Raw genomic sequence first — 19,879 nt, forward strand, 5'->3', positions numbered from 1 at the left:
TAGTATTGAGTAATGAATATATCACCAGGCGTATGCCTCAGGTGTCTCTCCTCCAGGTCCGGGAAAGATATCATTTAACATGCGGAGAATCTCCTTATCCAGACTGATTTCAACGGCTTTTATCGTATCACGCAGCTGCTCAACCGTTCGTGGTCCAATGATCGGCGCAGTTAAAACTGGATTCGCCAGCACCCATGCCAAAGCCACATTTGCTTCTTTTTCTCCTAGTTCTTTGCATAAATCTGAAAATTTCTCGAGTTGCAAACGATGTTTTTCAATTAAATCTGCTCTTTTTGCTGTACGAATTCCGGCATTGCTTTTCAATGCCTTCCCGCCAAGAAGCCCTCCTGCAAGGGGACTCCACGCCACTACTCCTAAACCAAGATCCCGTGCAGCCGGCAGCACTTCCATCTCAGCTGTTCGTTCTAATAAACTATACTTATGCTGTTCAGTGACGAGTCCCATGAATCGCCGTTTTTCAGCTTCAGCTTGCGCTTTAACTAAATGCCAGCCTGCAAAATTACTGGATCCAATATAGTCTACTTTGCCGGAGCGAACCTGAGTCTCAAAAGCTTCCCATATCTCATCCCACGGTGTCCGCCTATCGATATGATGCATTTGGTACAATTCGATATGATCTGTCTGAAGCCGCTTCAGTGATCCTTCCAGATGACGTCTGATTTTGTATAGAGACAAGCCCCTCATATCATTTGGTCCGTCATTCGGATCAGAAATCGGTTCATATACTTTTGTCGCCAGAACAACTTTCTCGCGGCGCTGTCCTCCTTGTGCAAACCATTTTCCAATGATGCTCTCTGTCAATCCTGCGTTTTTGCCCCAGCCGTAAATATTGGCAGTATCAAAAAATTGAATGCCGTTATCAAGCGCTTCATCCATGATACGGAACGCAGTCTTTTCGTCTGTATCAACTCCAAAATTCATCGTGCCTAAACATAAACGGCTCACCCGCAATCCTGTTCTCCCTAAATAGGTATACTCCACAACAAACCTCTCCTTTATCATTATTTTTTGCAACAGCTGCAATACAATTGATTCAACAATTGTTTCGCTCTTTGTTACGATTAAAAAGACGAAGCAAATGTAAAGCAGACGCAAAATTATAGGAGGTTTTTTCAAATGAATATAGAGGATCTATGGGATCAATTTCATCAGCCGTTAAAAACATATATTTCATATAGGGTTAACGATCAATCTATCGTTGATGACCTCTTGCAAATCGTATTTATGAAAATACAAGTGCATCTCCCAAATCTGATCGATGAACGAAAGATCGACAGCTGGATTTATCGGATCACTAGAAATACGATTATTGATTTTTACCGTACAAAAAAAACGAGCGAAATATTGCCTGATGTTCTACATTTTAATGACAGTGCAGAGGAAGAAAATTTCACCAAGGAAGCAACTGTGTGTATTCGATCGACCATCAAACGGTTGCCTGAAAAGTATCGAGAGGCTCTCGAGTTAACTGAATTTCAGGGGTTATCACAAAAAGAGTTGAGTGAAAAGCTCGGCATTTCTTACTCGGGAGCAAAATCAAGGGTACAACGCGGACGGAGAAAATTAAAACAGCTGCTTGAGGGGTGCTGTCATATTGAAGCGGATCGATATGGAAATATCGTAGACTTTCGTATTTTAAAGGAATAACTGATGAACAAAGTCAGTTATTCCTTTAAAATAGGCCATCCGCATGAAGAGCATTTTCCCTTTGATGTTTGCAAAAGATGTATGTATAATATAAATCGTAACGTTTTCGATTTAATAAAAAAGGAGTGTTGGAATGAACATTTTATTTTCAAAGCCGCTAGGCATATTAACGATTGGTTCATTACTAGTTTTGGCAGGATGTCAGACTTCCGGTTCTTCTGCAGGTGAGTCTAATCAAACAACATCATCCTCAGCAGTTGAAGAAGACTCTTCCAAAATGCAAGAGCAAACATCTGACAGGCATATACACGAACATTCTCACGATCATAGTCATGCGCATGATGAAGAAACAGAAAAAATATATGAAGGCTATTTTAAAAACAGCCAAGTAAAGGATCGCTTACTTTCTGATTGGGAAGGAGATTGGCAATCTGTATATCCATACCTGCAAGATGGTACTCTTGACGAAGTGTTTTCATATAAATCAGAACACGATGGCGGCAAGACAGCTGAAGAATATAAAGAGTATTATAAAAAGGGCTATCAAACAGATGTTGACCGTATTGTAATCCAGAAAGATACTGTAACGTTCTTCAAAAATGGAAAAGAATATTCTGGTAAGTATACGTATGACGGATACGAAATTCTAACCTATGATGCGGGCAATAGAGGGGTAAGATACATATTCAAACTAGCTAAAAAAGCAGAAGGGCTGCCTCAGTATATTCAGTTTAGTGATCATAGTATTTACTCGACTAAAGCTAGTCATTACCATCTCTATTGGGGGGACGACCGTGAAGCTTTACTTGATGAAGTCAAAAACTGGCCTACCTACTACCCGTCAAAAATGGATGGACACGATATTGCCCATGAGATGATGGCTCATTAAATGATGATTACTCTATGAAAGTTGTTCTGCCATAGCCATTTTTTTCTGTGGAGAATTGATAGAATGGGGAAAAAACTGATTGAGACCACTCAGGATCCGCCACATTATTGTGACGTGGCATACCTTGAGCATCTCACAGGAAGAGTAGAAGAAACCTATTTCAAAATAAAAAATCATTGGATGTATGGCAGTGGATTACGCTTGAAATCTATTGGCTTATATGAAGCAAAGAAGAGACCCAAAGACCGCAAAGCTTCTTCAAGAAAGCTTTGCGGTTTTTTATATGTCTAAGCCTCGATTCATCTCACCATAAAAAGGTATTTCAACTTTCTCTTTTGATCGACAATAGTCCATAAAGGGAAGGATATTTCCCTCACAAAGAAGTCGTGGCAGTAATCTCCATAGGTGTGTTTGCATGGCCCCACTTTAATGGTTTTGTTTAAATCTAATAAAAAACAGACGCCATAAAGATTTCTTATGGCGTCTGATGGATATGAGGTAAGGTGTGTTCTTAATAGCCACCAAAGAAAGATGTCCCAACGATGATTAATAGGATGAATAGAACTACAATTAATGGAAATGACCTCATAACATCACCTTCCTTAAAAGAGGATAGTACATGATATGCAGATCGAGCTTATTCGATAGTGATGCTAGTTTAATTGATGTAAAAATATTTTTAAGGCTGGACTGCTAACTGATCTTTATTAGTTATTGGATCATACTTATCATTTTGGAATGAATCCGTTTCAAAGTGATGTGTTGTTCTCGGCCAATCGCTGGTTAATCTTCCTGATGCAATCGAGCCATATGGACATCCCTCTTTTATGAAAGTACACCCAAAACTTCTCTCTTGCAGACCCTTAATCATTTGACTTGCATATCGAGCGTAAGCATGCCTCATCTAAAAATAAAGTGCACCATCTGCCATTTGTTTTAACATTTTTAAGACAGTGATGCACACCTTTTGCGTTGAGCAAATGGAATAGGTTCAGAAGGGGCAAGCTGCCCTTACTTCACCCAGATAAAAGACGGAGATAGACGGCATGTACCGAAGCTAACTGAAAGTTAAATTGAAATGAAAAAAGGGGCATGTTAAGCCCCCTTTAAGACTATCGAGAGCTTCTCAATAGCCTAACGCATTGTATGTTTAACATGTTTTAATTTTTGACAACGGACAAACTGACACTGTTGCCTGAGACTGTTACTTTAGCGAAGTCTTGTGTATCAATTACAGGTGTTATTGCTTTGTTGTCGATGGTGATGTTTGTAAAAGATGTTGAAAAATTTGATTTGATAGATTGGCGTGACCCTGTTGTTGCAACTGTAGCGAGCGCTTTCCATTTTGAGATGGAGCCGACATTTGTTTTGCTGATTTCTGAGATGAGACGGCCGTTGTATCCGGCATTGTTCGTGCCCCAGTATGTAGCGCGGGTATTGCCGTTAAGGTTTTTGTAGATGGTAAGTTGTACGGTGCTGCCGGGACGGAAGCCTTTCGTATTCGTGAATTGGCTTCCTCCTTCGAGGTACTGAACCTGATCCTGTCCTTTTGAACCAACTTTCATATATGGTTTCCATACATTATATTTATCACTGTACTGAAGCCCAATATCGGATTCTGTGCCTCCGCTAAAACCAGAGTAGATGTAGGCTGTCCCATTTGAAACCTGAGTGGAGCTAGGAAGCTGGATTTTCGTAACAAGAATGGCACCATTACTGTTCAAGTAAGCCCTCCCGCCGATTCCATCAGTTAGCTGTGATGCAGCTTCTGCGGTTTTTGGACTAATAATACCCGGCACATCTACTGCACATGTGCCAAAAAGCACGGTTGCCGTAAGCGCACCCGCAAGCAGACCTTTTTTCATCATCATTATTTCCCCCTATCATTATAATTAGAAAACGCTATCATCTTGTATTATAAAACATTATGAAAATAATTCCATAATAAACATGCACATAGATACAGAATTTACACATTATGACTTTGTGCATCTGGCAAACGGTCGATTCGCAATCGTGAAAAATCTCCTGTGAAGTGTAAATGTTACGATAACTTTTCAATCGAGACTTGTGTTTTATTGAAATAGAAAAGCTATAGAGAGGGGGGAGAAATAAGAGGGGAAAGAGAGAAAACACTGTAATCAGATATGTGTGTATAACTCAATTGTTTGTTAGAAAAAAAGTGGGCTTTTTAAGCCCGCTTCTTAGTTCATGTTTCTCTTCAGGAGATTGTCTTTTTCATTTACATTCAATATCCAACATGACTCCTTTGAGTTTCATCTAATATTTCAAACAATCTTTTGTACTTTGATATGACTTCTTGGTCCACAATTTTATGGCCAGAATTGAAAAAGGTGATTGAGCCCGATCCTTTACCAAGCTGATTACGATCTGTAAGAACTTTTTTCAACTGTTTTGCAGTACCGACACTGCCTGAAATAATATCAACTGTTATCCCAAACAGTTTTTCAAAACTGTTTTTGAAAAACGGAAAATGAGTGCATCCTAACACAATCGTTCCATATTGTTTCAGATCAAAAGAAGATAGTTCGTTCTCTAGATATTTAATGATCTTGTCTTCACCAAAATCAAAGTTCTCAGCAAATTCAACTAGTCCTGGAAGAGCTAAGCAATCAACAAGGTCATGGTGATCAATTTCTTTAACTAGATTATGAAATTTCTCTTCTTTAAGGGTCAAATTAGTAGCAACTACCAGAACTCTTTTTCTTTCCTCTGTACATTTATTTATAGCAGGCTTTACAGCGGGTTCGATTCCGATTATCGGAAAGTCGAAATTTCTCCGAAGATCCTCTATCGCAATGCTAGTAGCTGTATTACACGCAATAACAAGAGCTTTGATATTTTGACTGGCCAAAAATTCAGCTGCATTGAAAATATATTCTTTAACTTTACCCTTTGATTTTTCACCGTATGGAACGTTTACCGTATCTGCATAAAAAATGTAATCTTCATTAGGAAGAACTTTTATGGCCTCATACAATACAGTCATGCCACCAATTCCAGAATCAAAAAATCCTATTTTCATCACTTCTCACGCTTTCTGTCTCATTCTTTTTTTATCATATGACTTTATATCATCTAAATCAAACGAAAAAAACCATTTTACTATTCGGATTTAATATGGGAGTTATCGATTTTTCGAATAGGTAGCAAAACTTGAGAAGGGGAGATAAGATCGAAATGTTGGTGATGTATTGTGGTGAATTCATCAAGATCACACCAAATCAATGGGATGATTGATAACCCGAATCAATTAGCTTTGAAAATGTAGGAGTATTGAGATTTCCAGAGTCAGAGGATGAAATTACGAAAAAAAAGCAAACTGCCTGTCGAAGTTTGCTTTTTGCTCTATCAATGAGGTGTGCCTATATTTTTATATCCTCTTGGCAAAGCTGATTTAAAAGCTGCTTAACCGATATTTCCTCAGTCAATGACCGTATCCCTTGACCTGCCCATAAAGACATCTGATCATGGTTATTTTGAAGTGAAGCCTTCTGTCTCATTGCCTTCGTTAGTGTATTTTGATAAGGGTACGGAAGGGTTTGTGTCTCAAACTGTTCTTTTTCTTCCATCCATTTATTTACGATTCCTCTGGCCTCTTTACCTGAAAATAATGTCGTAAGCTTTGTATCTGCTTCGTTTGCCTCTAGTATTTTCTGTTTATGTACTGGATGTGCGTTACTCTCGTGACAAATTAAAAAGGCAGAACCGATTTGAACGCCTTGGGCTCCAAGGGTTAAAGCTGCTTTTACTCCTCTGTGGTCTATCATTCCCCCAGCAGCTATGACAGGTACGCTCAGTGCATCTGCTGCTTGTGGAATCAGAGCCATTAAACCTACGGCAGATTCACCTTTGGAAGGTAAGAATGCTCCGCGATGTCCACCGGCTTCACTTCCTTGAAGGACTACTATATCCATTCCCCGTTCTTCCATTAACAATGCTTCTTCTACTGTTGAAGCGGTTCCTATTAAACAGCATCCAGCGGTTTTTAGCTCCTTTACTGCGTCTTCAGGCGGCAGATCAAAAGTGAATGAGCAAGCCTTAACCTTATATTTTAAAATTAGATCAATTTTTTGATAGAAGTCATCCCACTCTTCTTGTACAGATGTGAATTGATTTACTTGATTAGCTAACGGTATGTTTTCTTTCCACTTTTTAATCTGATCTTCTGGTGGCATTTCTAGACCAAGCGGAACAAACACATTAATTTGAAAAGGAGCGTCTGTCAGCTCAAACATTTCTTTTATCTGTTGTTCTAGCAGGTCTGGCGTAAGATACCCCGATGCTAAGCTGCCAAGAGCACCTTGATTCGAAACTGCAGATGCAAGTCGGGGCGTTGTAATACCGCCAGCCATTGGAGCTTGAATAATCGGTTTTGTTAAGGAAAACTTCTTCATAAATTCATTCATACCGAATCCCCCCGTTAAGACATGATTTTTGAAAAAAGTGTCATTTTAAAATTTGCTCAAAAACTCGTATTCGCTTAAATATATCGTTTTCCTTCTTTTTGTCAATCTCTCATACCAGTTAACATGTCGATAAAGCAGGGGGGATTAAAGTGTGTCAAAGATAGTGTCGTCCCATGGCGGCTCTACAAAAAACTGAATATTCATGTAGTCCTTCATAGTTGATATCTGATTTTGAGATGTCTTGCATCTTAATTTTGAATGATATATAGAAGGACTTCATGTAAAATAAAGCTTAGAAGAATACATCACATTCAAGAGTAAAAAAATCTATAAGACGTACAGATCAATATTCGGTTTTACAGTTAGATATTAAGGCTGAAACGGAGGAACATGCGATGCGAAGTGAGCAGGAAATGATGGACATTTTCTTGGACTTTGCTTTGAACGATGAGAGAATCCGATTGGTCACTTTGGAAGGGTCACGTACAAACAGAAATATCCCTCCTGACAACTTCCAAGATTATGACATCTCGTATTTTGTAACTGATGTAGAATCTTTTAAAGAAAATGATCAGTGGCTCGAAATCTTTGGGAAGCGCATTATGATGCAAAAACCAGAAGATATGGAGCTTTTTCCTCCCGAATTAGGTAATTGGTTTTCATACATCATTCTTTTTGAGGATGGCAACAAATTAGATCTAACCCTTATTCCAATTCGTGAAGCAGAAGATTATTTTGCTAATAACGATGGTTTGGTTAAGGTCTTGCTCGATAAGGATTCGTTCATCAACTATAAAGTGACCCCAAATGATCGCCAATACTGGATGAAAAAGCCGACTGCAAGGGAATTTGATGATTGCTGTAATGAGTTCTGGATGGTTTCGACTTACGTAGTAAAAGGACTAGCAAGAAATGAAATCCTTTTTGCCATTGACCATTTAAATGAAATTGTACGTCCTAATTTATTGAGAATGATGGCCTGGCATATCGCATCTCAGAAAGGGTATTCATTTAGTATGGGGAAGAACTATAAATTTATGAAACGGTACCTTTCATATAAAGAATGGGAGAAACTCATGTCTACATATTCTGTGAATGGGTATCAGGAAATGTGGAAGTCTTTATTTACTTGCTATGCATTATTTAGAAAGTATTCAAAAGCTGTATCAGAAAGTCTTGCATATCAGTATCCTGATTACGATGAAGGCATCACTAAGTATACGGAAGGTATTTATTGCTCAGTAAAGTGATAAGAATATAGGATTGTCTTCATATGATATTTGATTCTCGCTGACAATGGAGACCAAGGAGTCACCATGTTTTTAAAAAGATGCGTAAATCATTATGTTTAAGAATGTCTACGCATTTTACTATGATTATTCTTGTCCAAAATTTTTTGTTCTTTTTAACGAAACGAGGCATTATAATTAACCTATAGGCACATTGAAAAAACAAAAAGGAGGATTTTTGTGTTTCAAACCTTAGACCATTTTTTGAAATCTTGGGAGTTCGAAGCAGATGCTACACAGAAACTATTAAATAGTCTGACTGATGAATCACTTAAACAAGAAATAACTTCACAAAATTGGACTCTAGGCCGTATTGCTTGGCATACTGTTGCTGCCATTCGCATCATTACCTCAAACACAGACTTAACGTTCCATGCCCCAGCTGAAGATTATCCTGTTCCAACTTCGGCTCAGTTTATAGCTGACAGCTATCATCAAGCCAGTAATGCATTTGTACAGGCATTAAAAACCCAATGGACTGACCATACACTTCAAGAACGTATCAACTTTATCGGACAACAATTGCCTAACGGTTCACTTTTGATGTTTTTAATTCAACATCAAAATCACCATCGGGGACAAATGACTGTTCTTATGAGACAAGCAGGTTTAACTGTTCCAGGTATTTATGGTCCAGCAAAAGAAGAATGGGCAAAATTTGGTTTGGAAGCCCCGAAAATGTAATCAACCTTTTTATAAAAAGTTACGCTATGACAACATATAAGAAGATGTTTTGATCAATCTTTTTTCAAAACATGTTCTTTTTTTGTTCGTTTACCAATGATAAGAACATATTCGAATCATTTTTATTCCAAACAAGAATGCCATCGCCATTTCATACGAAACGGCACTATCAATGGCTAATATTAATTAATATTTGATTGCACCTTCAGCCCCTGAAGCTCCTGATTTCGCAAATGGCTTATTTATATCATCCTGTAACATAGGAACAACAATTGGTTCAGCTGTAGGCGGGTTATTTATATCAGAAATGGGTACAAAAAACGTCATATTGGTGGGAATTCTACCATTGATACTAAGTTGGGTAAGTATTTTTCTAAGAACTTATATGTTCTCTTCTGCACAACAACTTTCTAGACAGGGAATACATTTGCTTTAAAAACCCCGCTTTTAAAAGTGGGGTTTTTTTGAATTCGTTTTAAGGGTGTTAACTATTCTTCATCTTCAAAGAAACCAAATAGTTTTTCTTCATCATATTCATATTTACGTCCTAGATTATCTGTATCTCTTTCGTGCTGTAAAAGGACCTTATAGTTTTTTCCCTTTGAAGATTCGTCTTCAATAACACTTAGGACGGTTACTTTATCGTTCTCATATGTCTTTGCAAAAAGTCTAATTTCCTCAATTGTATCCTTTAAATCTGTCTCGTCACCATTAAAAAAGTCTAAAGAAACTTCAGTTGTATATTTTTCAATCATGGTTAGCTCCCCGCTAATGAATGTTTTAGTTCTTAAAGGATAACGGAAATTGTGTATTTTTACTACTGTCTGCTGTATTAATAATGACACGATGATGAGTCGTAGAAGTGTCTTTTGTGCTTATATTTTTATTAAATTGCTTTCTATAGAATGTCCGCCATGGACCACCTTTGTCACGAGAAGACCAAGCTTGATCGGGCTGTGTCATCGTTAATCTTCTCAGTTCAGCGACATCTACATCTTTTCCATATTGAGTTCTATTACTTGTAGATTTTCGGCTTGCGTCATACTTGTGTCTTTTATACGCATGTTCACTTATAAAATCTTTTTTAATTGTACCACCATTCTTTTTATATGGAACATCTTTAGTGATTTTTGGTTTTTTCGGCTTAGGCTTCGGTTTAGGTTTTGGCACCTTTCTAAGCATTTGAAACTGTGGCGATGCCTTTTCTTGATTTGTAACTGCTGTTGTAATTGTCGCTGATTGTTCTTCGGTATCTGTTAAAGATACTGAAGTTAATTTGTTGTTATGTACAACTAAATTTAACTTTAAAATGGTTGTTTTGTTATCAATATTAGTATAGAAATAATTTACTTGGTTTGTTGAATTTGGACTAAAATCGCTTGAATTAAATAATTCTAATAACTCTTCCTCAGTTATAAGTTTTTTGCCGTTTTTATCAACAATTTTATCTAAACCATTAATTATTGATTTTTGGAGATGCGCACTTTCTACTTCTTTTGCTTTGACTTCACTGCCATCAATAGCAAATAAAGAAATAAGTAGACTGAAAGTAAGTATTGTCAATAAAACTTTCTTCATATTTTTTCCTCCTTTTTATCTGTTACTCAAGTATTATAACGCAACTAACAAGAAAAAAAAGTATTTTCATCATAAATTTTCAATTGATTGAAAAAAATGATAAAGAGGGATTGAGAGATATTCAATATATGAAAAGATGAATTGAGTAGATAATATTCACAACTTAGGAGAACCATATTATTGAGGTTCATCGATTGCGGAGGCTACTCTATGGTTCAGAAATTCCAATGAAACATTCAGGTGTTGCTCAATTTCGACTAGAAGCAGCTGCGCCAAAAGGAAGCCTATTGGAAGAGTCTAGCTAAGTTGCAACAAATGGATACAAGAGGGGAACGTTTTCTCAAAAGGGAAGGTAGTGTATTACTGTAATTCATACAATGAGTAAAGCCTCCCAGGTATAATCTTTACTTCGTTCGACAAATTCTGCAAATTGTAGACAACTTCCTAATTATTTGGATAATTAACTGGATAGGAGGGGAAAAGTTGTCATATTTCATTATACTTATCATCGTTCTATTATCGGAGCATTGGTAACAGCAGCAGTCGGTATCATCTCTTCAAAAGTAGAGGTAATCTCGCCGAAAACTACAATAAAATCTAAAGAGGAAGAACAGAAAAGTTTTTATACGCTGAAATAAAGCAGAGAAAGAGCATCTCCTACGGGGGTGTTTTTTATAGAGGAGTTGGAAAAACTGAATCAGACTAATTTACTTTTAAGATTCACCCTTGAAATCGCTGCACTAATCTCCTTAGGGGTGTTTGCTTGGATAAGCTTTAATGGTTATTTTAAATATGTTTTAACTTGGGTTTTACCTATTGCAGTTATGATTGTCTGGTCTGTATTTGCAGTACCTAATGATCCTAGTCGAAGTGGACAAACTGTAATAGCTGTAAACGGGGTAACAAGGTTAGTTATTGAATTATTGATCTTTGCAATGGCTGTTGCAGCGCTTTATTTTAGTCATTTAAAACCAGTTGGTATTGTCTTTTTATGTCTAATAATACTCCACTACATCTTTTCAGCTGAGCGTATCAAATGGCTTCTAAATCAATAGTTTTTCATATCGGCACTCGTTATTAGAGTGCTTTTTATCATTCTCTGTAGAGCCAGTGATTCTCAGATTAGATTATTGAAGGTTAACGGCTTGGACACAGTTGCAGTTTAGAACGCATTTTCCAATAAAGAAGGCGGTCAGTTGAAATTCATCATTAAACAATTGTACAAAAGTAAAATTTGTATTTAGAATGTAGTAATAAATAGAAATTCTACATAGGAGGGTATATTGTGGAAGAAAAGAAAAAAGCTTTAATCATTGTGGATGTACAAAAAGCCTTCGATGATAAAAAATGGGGAGAACGGAATAACGTAAAGGCGGAAGAAAACATTAGTAAAATACTAAAATTATGGAGAGAAAAAGGATGGACAGTCATATACATACAACACACTTCTGATAAACCTCATTCTTTATTCCATCCAAAGAATGAAGGGTTTGCGATAAAGGAAATAGTTAAGCCTATGGATGAAGAAGTCATTATAACCAAGACAGTAAATAGCAGCTTTATTGGTACGAATTTAGAAGAATTCTTAAAATTAAATGAAATAAACACTGTAGTCATAACTGGTTTAACCACGCCTCACTGTGTATCAACCACCACAAGAATGAGTGGTAATTTAGGGTTTGATACATACCTGATTTCAGATGCAACAGCAGCCTTCGGAATGAGAGACCAAAATGATACATATTATGATGCGGCGACTATTCATAATATATCTCTAGCTACATTGCATGATGAATTTGCCACAATATTGACAACTGATCAATTAATAAATGATTTTATAAAAACTCACTGATGAAAAACATTTTGGCACAGTAAAACGGCAGGCGCCTTTCCAATAGGAAGGGCGCTTTAATTCGATTTCCTGCTTTACTGCTCAGAGGAGATGTATCAATGTTTCTTTATCGACAAGCAAGGGCAGATGAATGAAGCAAAGTGGCAAAGCTACTCCATGAATTTTTCAATTAATATTCTTTTATGGATTTACTCGTAAAACGCGAAAAAAAAGATCATTCATTTATTTTTGAAATGCATAAAGTACTGACAAGAGCATATTTTAAAAAGCATTTCTTTTTTGTTGACATTCAGAATGGTGAAATGGTTGTTGCCGCTCTATTAAAACATCGTGATAAACCCGACATTAACTTGATCGATTATATAGCAGCAGGGGGGATAACATTAATCAAAATGGGGGGATTTTCAGTATTGAACATGTTGGCGGTGACTAATGAGACTGAAAAATCTTCCAAATCCTTATAAGAGCCGGCATGGTATTTAGAAGTATTAGGAGTTTCGCCATTTTATCAGGGAAAGAGTTTGGGCAGCAAAATGATTAATGACTGACTCATACCTTTTATTTCAAAATGCGGGGCGGCATCTTGGCCCTTATCACGAATGCTGATCTCAATAGATCATTTTACAAATCGTATTGATTTTATATTTAAAGATTATCTTAACCTTTCATAAAGATGGAGGTCGAATGAATGTCTTCAAAAGAAAAAAATAGTGTAACCATTTTGACGGAAAGTCAATTGTCTTCGAGAGCATTTAAAGATGAAGCGTATGAATTTTATAAAGAATTGCGAAAATCACAGCCTCTCTACCCATTATCTTTAGGAGCTCTGGGGAAAGGCTGGCTCATATCGAGATATGAAGATGCAATACATTTATTAAAGAATGAAAAATTAAAGAAAAACTATGAAAATGTATTTACCGCAAAAGAAAAACGTCCTGCTCTATTGAAGAATGAAGAGTCTTTAACAAAACATATGCTTAATTCAGATCCCCCTGATCACAACCGCTTGCGAACTCTTGTTCAAAAAGCATTTACGCATCGGATGATTTTGCAGTTGGAAGACAAAATCCAGCATATCGCAGATTCTTTATTGGATAAAGTGCAGCCCAACAAATTCATGAACCTAGTAGACGATTATGCGTTTCCTTTGCCGATTATCGTGATAAGTGAAATGCTCGGCATTCCCTTGGAAGATCGTCAAAAATTCAGAGTGTGGTCGCAAGCAATTATTGATTTTTCAGATGCCCCTGAAAGACTTCAGGAGAATGACCACTTGTTAGGGGAGTTTGTTGAATATCTGGAATCCTTAGTTCGCAAAAAAAGGAGAGAACCTGCAGGAGATTTAATCAGTGCATTAATTCAAGCGGAAAGTGAAGGCACACAATTAAGTACAGAAGAATTGTACTCGATGATTATGCTGCTTATCGTTGCAGGTCATGAAACAACCGTAAACTTAATCACCAATATGACATATGCTCTGATGTGTCACGGTGATCAATTTGAAAAGCTCCGCCAGCAGCCAGACTTGATGAATTCAGCCATAGAAGAAGCATTGCGGTTTCACAGCCCTGTTGAGCTAACGACAATTCGCTGGACGGCTGAACCGTTTATACTGCATGGACAGGAGATTAAACGGAAAGATGTGATCATCATTTCTTTAGCATCAGCAAACCGTGATGAGAAGATATTTCCAAATGCCGACATATTTGATATTGAAAGAAAGAACAACCGCCATATTGCTTTTGGCCATGGCAATCATTTTTGCCTTGGTGCACAGTTAGCCCGCTTAGAAGCCAAGATTGCGATTTCCACCTTATTACGCCGCTGTTCAAATATACAGTTAAAAGGCGAAAAGGAACAAATGAAATGGAAAGGGAATTTTCTGATGAGAGCACTCGAAGAATTGCCGCTTAGTTTTTAATTTTTTGGGGATATGTGATTTTCAAACATACTCGTTTTACTCCTCAATTAGATTAAACGATAGTAAAGCTGTAACATAAAAATTTGATATGATAGCTTTTCAAAAACAAAGTTTAGCATTATTTATGCCTACCGGGCATGAAAATGTCTTGCAAACACCAATAGTTTCCCCCTATCGGTGTTTTTTATTTGTTTTCAGCCTCATTTGGACAAACAGCTGTTACATAGTAAACGTTTGTTAAGATAAAATAATGGAGGGCATTGTTTCTAATGAGAAAAATATTGATAGATGGAAGAGACTTTGAAAATATAGAAGTTTTACATGATGTTTTAAAAGATAAATTAGACTTCCCAAACTACTATGGGAGAAATTTAGACGCTTTATGGGATTGCCTGACAGGGTGGGTGGATTTGCCGCTCACTTTAGTCTGGTAAATTTTGAGTTTAGTAAAAAGTTTTTAGGTTCATACGCTGATGATGTATTAGAAGTTTTACTAAAGGCTCAAGAGGAATTAGAGGACGAGTTTAAAATAATAATAGAGTAGACTTTCTTTTTTGTGAATTTTAACAGTTTTCGTTCGCAGAAAAAGGCAATAGGGCACCACAAATTAAAATTTCGGTGAGACCGCAATAACTTTTTGGCTTCTGATAAGTTTCTTATGATGTTGGTATCAAGTCACACAAGTCCCATGACTTCTTTCTGATGTAAGTTAATTTCATTATGAGTTAATCATGAGGATAATTTTATTCTGTTAATAACATTTTAAAAGGATTTAAATTTAAACAATATTTGATTAACGAATAAAAATTCGTTATTATTTAAATTGGATGAAATATAATTCTGTTAAGATGTATTGGGGGTTATCAAATGAGTATTATGCTTGACGAAACTGATAAGGCCATTTTAAGAGAATTGCAGGAAGATGCTTCAATATCAAATTTAAATTTATCTAAGAAAATTGGGCTTTCACCATCAGCTTGCCTTGCAAGAACAAAGAACCTAGTAGAAGCAGGTATAATTAAAAAGTTTACGACTATTGTTGATGAGAAAAAACTTGGAATCGAAGTCACAGCACTAGCTCTCATCAACTTATCACCCTTAAATAGGGAGACAATTCATTCATTTTTAGAGGATATAAACAAATTCCCACAGGTTCAAGAATGCTACACACTTACAGGAAGCCATGACTATATGCTTAAGATTGTGGCGAAGGACATGGAGAGTTATCGGAATTTTATCATTGATTCATTAATGCAGAACCCTGCTATTAGTGGAGTTGACACAAGCATAGTCATGAGTACAGAAAAAAGAACTGTCAGTGTGCCAATTGATGAAATGTAGGAGGTTGTTGATTTGAATAAAAATAAAGAATCGTTACATTTAAGCTCTCCTGCTATAAACACTCATATGAATAAGAGAGGTCAAATATGGGCTGCATTTCGTTCTGCATTCCCATATACAATTCCGATTTTTGCGGGGTTTTTATTTTTGGGGATAGCTTATGGAATCTTTATGCATTCTTTGGGATTTAGCGCAATCTATCCAATCATCATGAGTTTTATGATATTTGCGGGCTCAATGGAGTTTGTTGCAGCGAATTTTTTACTTGGTGCGTTCAACCCTATGAATGCTCTTTTTTTGACGTTAATGGTCAATGCCCGGCATTTGTTTTATGGAATTTCCATGTTGGATAAGTACAGAGGGACTGGAAAGAAAAAGCTCTATCTGATTTTCGGAATGTGCGATGAATCATTTTCTATCAATTATACCGCTAATGTTCCGACGAATGTTGACAAGGGCTGGTTTATGTTTTTTGTGACACTGCTTAATCATTTATATTGGGTCGCGGGGGCAGCGATAGGAGGTATTTTTGGGTCGTACGTGAAATTTAATACCGAAGGGCTTGATTTTGTGATGACTGCTCTGTTTATTGTGATATTCATAGAACAATGGATGAAAGAAAAAAAGCATTACAGTGCTCTCACAGGACTTGGACTTTCAGTAGCCTGTCTTATCATTTTTGGCGGAAACCAATTTATTATTCCTGCTATGCTCGCCATTTTAGGGGTACTGACTGTTCTGAGAAAACCATTGGAGAAAGCTGAGGTTTCCGTATGACGATGACGATGACGCAGCAAATGATCACCATTGCAATGGTCGTGCTTGGAACAATGCTGACACGGTTCCTTCCATTCATGATTTTCCCGTCTGGCAAACCGACACCGAAATATGTACAGTATCTTGGTAAAGTGCTGCCATCAGCGGTAATCGGGCTTTTGGTCATTTATTGTTTAAAAGATGTGAGTCTGCTTTCTGGAAGTCATGGCATTCCTGAATTGGTTGGGGCAGCTGCAGTTGTACTGCTTCACTTGTGGAAGAAAAATATGCTTCTTTCCATAGCGGGGGGAACCGTTGTTTATATGGTTTTGGTGCAATTGGTTTTTTAACCGATATCGGAAACTATCAAAATGATCATGCTTTTATTGAACTTGATAAAAATATATAAAACTGACACAAACTTATTTTGGAATCAACACTGCGCCAGTGCAAATAGCATCTGTAATGTTTCCTGGCTATTCAAGAAGTGTCTACTTTAATCGGAGGCTATATAATGTCAAAAAAAGTGTCTGCTTCCTATATCATCATTATAGGATTAATGCTATTTGCATTGTTTTTTGGAGCAGGAAATCTCATTTTTCCGCCTATGCTTGGTCAAATGGCTGGAAAAAATGTATGGATCGCTAATGCAGGTTTCTTAGTGACCGGAGTTGGATTGCCATTACTGGCTATAACAGCATTTGTTTTTTCGGGTAAACAAAACTTACAGTCGTTAGCCAGCCGTGTTCACCCGGTGTTTGGCATTGTATTTACGACGATTCTCTATTTGGCAATCGGGCCTTTTTTCGCTATCCCGAGATCAGGAAACGTATCGTTTGAAATTGGGGTAAAACCTTTTTTATCAAATGATGTAGGCCCTGTCTCATTGATCATATTTACAATATTATTTTTCGGATTGGCATGCTTGTTATCACTTAATCCTTCAAAAATCATTGATATAGTTGGAAAATTTTTGACGCCAATTAAGCTGACATTTATCGGATTGCTTGTAGTGGTAGCTCTTATTCGCCCAATTGGAACCATTCAAGCACCATCAAAAGGGTACACATCACAAGCGTTTTTTAAAGGATTTCAGGAAGGATACCTTACTCTGGATGCCCTTGTAGCATTTGTTTTTGGAATTATCATCGTGAATGCATTGAAAGAACAAGGAGCTTCTACCAAAAAACAGCTGATGGGTATTTGTGCAAAAGCAGCCGCGATTGCAGCTGTACTCTTAGCAGTTATGTATACAGCCCTTTCCTATATGGGGGCTTCCAGCGTTGAAGAACTGGGGATTTTAGAAAATGGAGCAGAGGTCTTGGCTAAGGTTTCATCCTATTATTTTGGATCTTATGGTTCAATCTTATTGGGCTTAATGATTACAGTGGCGTGTCTGACGACAAGTGTCGGACTGATCACAGCGTGTTCTTCATTTTTTCATGAATTATTTCCGAACATTTCTTATAAAAAAATTGCTGTCGTTTTATCAGTGTTTAGTACACTTGTCGCAAATATAGGATTAACCCAGCTCATTAAGGTGTCAATGCCTGTCTTACTGACGATGTATCCTATCGCGATTTCCTTAATATTTTTAACGTTTTTGCATTCTGTATTTAAAGGGAAGACAGAAGTGTATCAAGGCAGTTTATTATTCGCATTCATCATCAGCTTATTTGACGGTTTGAAGGAGGCGGGAATAAAAATTGAAGTTGTGAATCATATTTTCTCTCAGATTCTTCCTATGTATAACATAGGGCTGGGGTGGCTCATTCCAGCTATTACAGGGGGAATATGCGGCTATATACTGAGTATATTCCGAACAAAAACAAGTTGATCAATCAACAGCAATATCACTCAGATCTGCAGGAAGGACAAAGTGCTTGTTCGCCGGTTGCATTGCTTATTAAATGTGTTCAACCAAATTTACAATCATCCTTCCTCTTGCTTCGCCTCTTCGTAAGGTAGGAAGAACATCCGGTAATTGATCAAGAGTTCCTTCATTCTGCACGAAATTTTCTAAATTTGCCGGCTTAAGTTCACTTTCAGTTACAAGTAAATCCCGACCGGAAGAGAAGAAACAAAAATTTTACAGGCTGTTAGCCGAAAGACTGGAATCTGAGTGTGGTATCGCATCAACTGATTTAATTGTATCTATTGTTGAAAATGATAATGCTGACTGGAGTTTTGGACTTGGGGAGGCCCAATTTTTAACAGGTAAATTGTAGTTGAATACTACCCTCAAATGCTTGATTGAAGAAAAGGATAGAGAAACTAGGTTAGCGGAGCAAACCATGGGTTTGCTCCGCTTTTTTATGTTTATAAGAGAATAATTAAGGAGGTATTGTGGATTTCTATAAAAATATTTTGACATTTCAGTAAAGAGCAGATATATTTATATATGAACACATGCTCATATATAAATATTATTTACATCATGTTAGAATGCTTCATAACAGATTTGAAATAATAAATACATATGTATTAAAAACTTTAGTTAAGGAGGAGTTTTTATGGGTCACAATCATAGTCACAATCATAATGAAGGAGCAAATAAAAAGGTTTTATTGATCTCTTTTATCATGATTACAGGTTATATGATTATAGAAGCTATAGGTGGATTTTTAACAAATAGTCTGGCGCTTTTATCTGATGCAGGCCATATGCTGAGTGATTCAATTTCATTAATGGTTGCCCTGATTGCTTTTACATTAGCTGAAAAAAAGGCAAATCACAATAAGACATTCGGCTATAAACGATTTGAGATTCTTGCAGCTGTGATAAACGGTGCTGCCTTAATTCTTATTTCTCTTTATATCATTTATGAAGCAATCGAACGCTTCTCTAATCCACCAGAAGTAGCAACAACCGGCATGCTTACAATTAGTATCATCGGGTTAGTTGTGAATCTATTGGTCGCTTGGATTATGATGAGTGGCGGAGATACAAAGAATAATCTGAATATAAGAGGAGCTTATTTACATGTAATAAGCGATATGCTCGGCTCTGTAGGTGCCATTTTAGCTGCCATACTTATCATCTTCTTTGGATGGGGCTGGGCAGATCCATTGGCTAGTATCATTGTGGCTATTCTTGTTCTAAGAAGCGGTTACAATGTGACTAAAGATTCCATTCACATCTTAATGGAAGGAACTCCAGAAAATATCGATGTCTCTGATATCATTCGTACAATTGAAGGGACAGAGGGAATTCAAAACATTCATGATTTACACATATGGTCTATCACAAGCGGATTGAATGCTCTTTCTTGCCATGCAGTTGTGGACGATCAACTGACCATTTCAGAAAGTGAAAATATTTTACGCAAAATTGAACATGAACTTGAGCATAAAGGCATTACGCACGTAACCATTCAAATGGAAACCGAAGCGCATAATCACGACAATGCGATCCTTTGTCAGCCCAAAATGGAGAAGCCGCGTGACCACCATCACCATTAAATTTTTTATC

20 protein-coding genes and 4 pseudogenes are annotated in these 19,879 nt (G+C 37.0%); 17 read left to right on the top strand and 7 right to left on the bottom strand.

What is annotated here, in order from left to right:
* Nucleotides 1–21: 21 nt before the first annotated feature.
* Complete coding sequence (locus FB592_RS12805; RefSeq protein WP_029318151.1) at nucleotides 22–1,002, bottom strand: aldo/keto reductase; 981 nt, start codon at nucleotides 1,000–1,002, stop codon at nucleotides 22–24.
* Between the two features lie 135 nt (nucleotides 1,003–1,137).
* Here FB592_RS12805 and sigZ point away from each other — a divergent pair, with 135 nt between their 5' ends.
* The 3 genes and pseudogenes from sigZ to FB592_RS12820 all read left to right on the top strand — a co-directional run bounded on the left by sigZ (nucleotide 1,138) and on the right by FB592_RS12820 (nucleotide 2,781).
* Complete coding sequence (gene sigZ / locus FB592_RS12810) at nucleotides 1,138–1,668, top strand: RNA polymerase sigma factor SigZ (RefSeq protein WP_141949567.1); 531 nt, start codon at nucleotides 1,138–1,140, stop codon at nucleotides 1,666–1,668.
* 133 nt (nucleotides 1,669–1,801) lie between these two features.
* Nucleotides 1,802–2,557, top strand: coding sequence for a metal-binding protein ZinT (locus FB592_RS12815; protein ID WP_141949568.1), 756 nt, complete (start codon nucleotides 1,802–1,804; stop codon nucleotides 2,555–2,557).
* Between the two features lie 63 nt (nucleotides 2,558–2,620).
* Nucleotides 2,621–2,781: pseudogene (locus tag FB592_RS12820) on the top strand (hypothetical protein).
* 287 nt (nucleotides 2,782–3,068) lie between these two features.
* On the opposite strand, the gene FB592_RS12825 reads toward FB592_RS12820, so the two are convergent.
* The 4 genes from FB592_RS12825 to FB592_RS12845 all read right to left on the bottom strand — a co-directional run bounded on the left by FB592_RS12825 (nucleotide 3,069) and on the right by FB592_RS12845 (nucleotide 6,987).
* Nucleotides 3,069–3,146: a YjcZ family sporulation protein gene (locus FB592_RS12825; RefSeq protein ID WP_072175780.1), complete on the bottom strand. Its 78-nt coding sequence runs from the start codon at nucleotides 3,144–3,146 to the stop codon at nucleotides 3,069–3,071.
* A 571-nt stretch (nucleotides 3,147–3,717) separates the two neighbouring features.
* Complete coding sequence (locus tag FB592_RS12830; protein ID WP_032726255.1) at nucleotides 3,718–4,425, bottom strand: YrpD family protein; 708 nt, start codon at nucleotides 4,423–4,425, stop codon at nucleotides 3,718–3,720.
* A 380-nt stretch (nucleotides 4,426–4,805) separates the two neighbouring features.
* Complete coding sequence (gene murI, locus FB592_RS12835; RefSeq protein ID WP_041850111.1) at nucleotides 4,806–5,603, bottom strand: glutamate racemase; 798 nt, start codon at nucleotides 5,601–5,603, stop codon at nucleotides 4,806–4,808.
* A 340-nt stretch (nucleotides 5,604–5,943) separates the two neighbouring features.
* Nucleotides 5,944–6,987 carry a nitronate monooxygenase gene (locus FB592_RS12845; protein ID WP_019712534.1) on the bottom strand — a complete coding sequence of 348 codons (1,044 nt, stop codon included), beginning with the start codon at nucleotides 6,985–6,987 and terminating at the stop codon, nucleotides 5,944–5,946.
* Between the two features lie 395 nt (nucleotides 6,988–7,382).
* On the opposite strand from FB592_RS12845, the gene aadK reads away from it, so the two are divergent.
* From aadK to FB592_RS21120, 3 genes and pseudogenes are all read left to right on the top strand, one after another.
* Nucleotides 7,383–8,237, top strand: a complete 855-nt coding sequence (gene aadK, locus FB592_RS12850; protein WP_021480175.1) for an aminoglycoside 6-adenylyltransferase AadK — start codon at nucleotides 7,383–7,385, stop codon at nucleotides 8,235–8,237.
* Between the two features lie 219 nt (nucleotides 8,238–8,456).
* Complete coding sequence (locus FB592_RS12855) at nucleotides 8,457–8,960, top strand: DinB family protein (RefSeq protein WP_015251612.1); 504 nt, start codon at nucleotides 8,457–8,459, stop codon at nucleotides 8,958–8,960.
* A gap of 190 nt (nucleotides 8,961–9,150) precedes the next feature.
* Nucleotides 9,151–9,396 (top strand): annotated as a pseudogene (locus tag FB592_RS21120) (MFS transporter); the annotation flags it as partial.
* A gap of 52 nt (nucleotides 9,397–9,448) precedes the next feature.
* On the opposite strand, the gene FB592_RS12860 reads toward FB592_RS21120, so the two are convergent.
* A complete protein-coding gene (locus FB592_RS12860) occupies nucleotides 9,449–9,715 on the bottom strand; it encodes a hypothetical protein (RefSeq protein ID WP_049141109.1) in 267 nt (88 codons plus the stop codon).
* Nucleotides 9,716–9,740: 25 nt separating this feature from the next.
* Nucleotides 9,741–10,538 (bottom strand): Hook-associated protein 2, encoded by a 798-nt coding sequence (locus FB592_RS12865; protein WP_141949569.1) that lies wholly within the window; start codon nucleotides 10,536–10,538, stop codon nucleotides 9,741–9,743.
* 683 nt (nucleotides 10,539–11,221) lie between these two features.
* On the opposite strand from FB592_RS12865, the gene FB592_RS12870 reads away from it, so the two are divergent.
* The 11 genes and pseudogenes from FB592_RS12870 to czcD all read left to right on the top strand — a co-directional run bounded on the left by FB592_RS12870 (nucleotide 11,222) and on the right by czcD (nucleotide 19,869).
* Nucleotides 11,222–11,593, top strand: a complete 372-nt coding sequence (locus tag FB592_RS12870; RefSeq protein ID WP_072174161.1) for a YrdB family protein — start codon at nucleotides 11,222–11,224, stop codon at nucleotides 11,591–11,593.
* A gap of 230 nt (nucleotides 11,594–11,823) precedes the next feature.
* Nucleotides 11,824–12,390 (top strand): cysteine hydrolase family protein, encoded by a 567-nt coding sequence (locus FB592_RS12875; RefSeq protein WP_019712537.1) that lies wholly within the window; start codon nucleotides 11,824–11,826, stop codon nucleotides 12,388–12,390.
* A 182-nt stretch (nucleotides 12,391–12,572) separates the two neighbouring features.
* A complete protein-coding gene (locus FB592_RS20940) occupies nucleotides 12,573–12,854 on the top strand; it encodes a hypothetical protein (protein WP_260438895.1) in 282 nt (93 codons plus the stop codon).
* A 224-nt stretch (nucleotides 12,855–13,078) separates the two neighbouring features.
* A complete protein-coding gene (locus FB592_RS12885; RefSeq protein ID WP_141949570.1) occupies nucleotides 13,079–14,311 on the top strand; it encodes a cytochrome P450 family protein in 1,233 nt (410 codons plus the stop codon).
* 269 nt (nucleotides 14,312–14,580) lie between these two features.
* Nucleotides 14,581–14,855 (top strand): annotated as a pseudogene (locus FB592_RS12890) (barstar family protein).
* Nucleotides 14,856–15,178: 323 nt separating this feature from the next.
* Nucleotides 15,179–15,652, top strand: coding sequence for an azlBCD operon transcriptional regulator AzlB (azlB, locus tag FB592_RS12895; RefSeq protein WP_021480168.1), 474 nt, complete (start codon nucleotides 15,179–15,181; stop codon nucleotides 15,650–15,652).
* Nucleotides 15,653–15,664: 12 nt separating this feature from the next.
* Entirely contained in the window at nucleotides 15,665–16,429 is a 765-nt protein-coding gene (azlC, locus tag FB592_RS12900; RefSeq protein WP_141949571.1) for an azaleucine resistance protein AzlC, read from the top strand.
* On the top strand, nucleotides 16,426–16,758 hold the full coding sequence (azlD, locus tag FB592_RS12905; protein ID WP_003245988.1) for a branched-chain amino acid transporter AzlD: 333 nt from the start codon (nucleotides 16,426–16,428) through the stop codon (nucleotides 16,756–16,758). Before azlC ends, azlD begins: the two co-directional genes overlap by 4 nt.
* 164 nt (nucleotides 16,759–16,922) lie before the next feature.
* The gene (brnQ, locus tag FB592_RS12910) at nucleotides 16,923–18,245 is read left to right on the top strand and encodes a branched-chain amino acid transport system II carrier protein (RefSeq protein WP_141949572.1); all 1,323 of its coding nucleotides are present in this window, start codon (nucleotides 16,923–16,925) and stop codon (nucleotides 18,243–18,245) included.
* Between the two features lie 196 nt (nucleotides 18,246–18,441).
* Nucleotides 18,442–18,636 (top strand): annotated as a pseudogene (locus FB592_RS12915) (tautomerase family protein); the annotation flags it as partial.
* A 285-nt stretch (nucleotides 18,637–18,921) separates the two neighbouring features.
* Nucleotides 18,922–19,869: a CDF family zinc transporter CzcD gene (czcD, locus tag FB592_RS12920; RefSeq protein ID WP_021480165.1), complete on the top strand. Its 948-nt coding sequence runs from the start codon at nucleotides 18,922–18,924 to the stop codon at nucleotides 19,867–19,869.
* The last annotated feature ends 10 nt before the right edge of the window (nucleotides 19,870–19,879 follow it).

This window comes from Bacillus sp. SJZ110 (assembly GCF_006715455.1).
Taxonomy (GTDB): domain Bacteria; phylum Bacillota; class Bacilli; order Bacillales; family Bacillaceae; genus Bacillus; species Bacillus subtilis.